2 protein-coding genes and 1 pseudogene are annotated in these 2,119 nt (G+C 47.3%); all 3 read right to left on the bottom strand.

Translation table 11 applies throughout. The features are described 5' to 3' along the window. A pseudogene (locus PGX44_RS13620) lies at positions 1–263 on the bottom strand (hypothetical protein); the annotation flags it as partial. A gap of 16 nt (positions 264–279) precedes the next feature. After that, on the bottom strand, positions 280–603 hold the full coding sequence (locus PGX44_RS13615; protein ID WP_498855797.1) for a VRR-NUC domain-containing protein: 324 nt from the start codon (positions 601–603) through the stop codon (positions 280–282). After that, on the bottom strand, positions 600–1,952 hold the full coding sequence (locus PGX44_RS13610) for a DEAD/DEAH box helicase family protein (RefSeq protein WP_498855796.1): 1,353 nt from the start codon (positions 1,950–1,952) through the stop codon (positions 600–602). The genes PGX44_RS13615 and PGX44_RS13610 overlap by 4 nt, the downstream gene beginning before the upstream one ends. Between the last annotated feature and the right edge of the window lie 167 nt (positions 1,953–2,119).

Genomic DNA, 2,119 nt, shown 5'->3' with positions numbered 1-2,119 from the left:
CCATACGTTTGATCTGGCACCAACTCACACCCCATCCCTCGTAAAATACATAATGTATCGGCCAGCTCACGGGATTTAAATGCGGCTTGCATAAACAGCCATACCCATTGCTGATGATCTGCTGGATGATATTTCTTGAAATCGTCCGTATATTCTTCGACCGGCCAGTTATTCTCGTCCCTGAAATACTCGACTCTTTCAACGATTACCTTTAAGGCGTCCTGTGTCTCTTTATCCGTCTTCAACGGTCCGTTTGTATCCATATCGTTTAAAATCGCTTTAAATGCGTTCCGAATGTCCATTGATTATTTCTAAAGCCTCCTTGCTGTCGTGTGCAATACCTGCCTTTAATCCGCGTTTCCGCATCGCTGTAATAAACCGTTTCTGTTCGTCTCGCACGCGTCCGCCGGGTACTTTTACCTCGATGAAAAATAATCGTCCGTCTTTATCGGCTCCGAACAGATCACTGAAGCCCTTCGGTAGGCCCGTATCGAACCATCTCCCATCTCGCAATTTTACTTTTCCGACGTTGCCGCGGAAAATCAGATTACCGGCCGCTGATACATCGAGCATAATCTGATGCATGATATCCGTTTCCGTCATCGCCTCATCCCCATTCTATAGAGCATGTAATTATATTTATCCGGGATATCTATCCCGATTTCGAGCGCCTTATGCAAGGACCATGCGAATTTATATTTTTTCGCCTTACGAAATAATTCCAGCTGGTCCCAGGTCTTGCATTTCAGGTAATCGTCGTACGGCAGCCGTGAGATTTCCGTCAGGATGATATCAAGCGTTTTCGCCGGATTCGTTTCCGTTTCGCGTGTTAATTCCATCCCGCACGTCGGGCATATCTTCGCTGATGCGGGCACGACCATAAAGCAATTCGGGCAGCGTTTAACGTTTATTTTGTTTTTCGTCTTCTTTCTCTTCGATTTCAGCGTCCAGGTCCGTTCATCGTCCGGTAAACCATGACGCATGAAATTCCCTACGTGGTCCATGATGATAGCCTCTTTATTCGGCTTATATCGCATGGATCTCATAGACTGCTGGATATGGAGTGCCAGCGATTTCGTCGGTCTGAGCAATACGACCGCCTCGCAATCCGGCACGTCGAACCCTTCGCCGAACAGATCCAAGTTGCAGATAACGGTAACGGTACCGTCCCGGAATGCCTGAACGGCTCGTTCGCGTTCGTGTTTCGGCGTCGCTCCATCGAGATGTATCGCGTTCACTCCGGCGAGCCGGAATTCGTCCGCCGTCGCCTTACTGGCAACGATGGACGCGCAATAGACGATAGTCTGCTTACCGTCCGCGTATTTCTTCCAGTTCTTTACCGTGTTGCCGTAGATAACGTGCTTGCTCATCAGCTCTTCGACCTCAGCTTTATCAAAATCGCCGTGTTTCGTGTGTAACTGTGATGTATCGGCTAACGTTACGCCGTAGTAGTGATACGGCGCCAGATAATGATGTTCGATGAGCCATGCCGTCGAGACGGACGTTATCAGGTCGTCGAAAACGGCACCTAAACCGCCTTCGTTCATCCGTTGCGGCGTTGCCGTGAATCCCAACAGGTACGCGTCGCTGAAATGGTCGTAAATCCGTCGATACGTCGGCGACAACGCATGGTGTGCTTCATCCTGTAAGATAACTGCCGGTGCTTCTATCTGCGCTAATCGCCGTGTGACCGTCTGTACCATACCGATATGACAGAGAGTTAAATTGACGCCCATATCTCGAAACGTACGTTCTATCTGTTCGCATAGCTCTTTACGATGCACAAGAAATAATACGCGGTTTCCCTTATCCGTCGCTGATTTCGCTATCGCCGCCTGGATAACTGATTTGCCGCCGCCGCATCCTAACACGGCAACGATATGCCGATGACCGTTCAGCATGGATTTTTTGATATTATTGACCAGCTCTTGCTGATACAGTCGTAATTCCATAAAATCACCCCCCATTTGTAAGATTTGCTAACCTAAAAACTAACCAAAAAATGCCGATAAACCGCATGGTTGAGCCATGTCTAACAATCTAACGTAATTTTGCAGAGTGTGTACATATATAAATATAAAAATATTTATTTTTTCAATTCCCGTATATATATATATAT

The sequence above is a fragment of the Caecibacter sp. AF58-12pH5A genome (assembly GCF_027681725.1).
GTDB lineage: Bacteria > Bacillota > Negativicutes > Veillonellales > Megasphaeraceae > Megasphaera > Megasphaera hominis.
The sequence above is the reverse complement of the archived record's forward strand: the minus strand, read 5'-3'. Positions and strand labels throughout refer to the sequence as shown.

Bases quoted from the DNA above. Each gene is read 5' to 3' on its own strand.
- PGX44_RS13615 (WP_498855797.1), bottom strand. From the start codon at position 603: ATGACGGAAACGGATATCATGCATCAGATTATGCTCGATGTATCAGCG.
- PGX44_RS13610 (WP_498855796.1), bottom strand. From the start codon at position 1,952: ATGGAATTACGACTGTATCAGCAAGAGCTGGTCAATAATATCAAAAAA.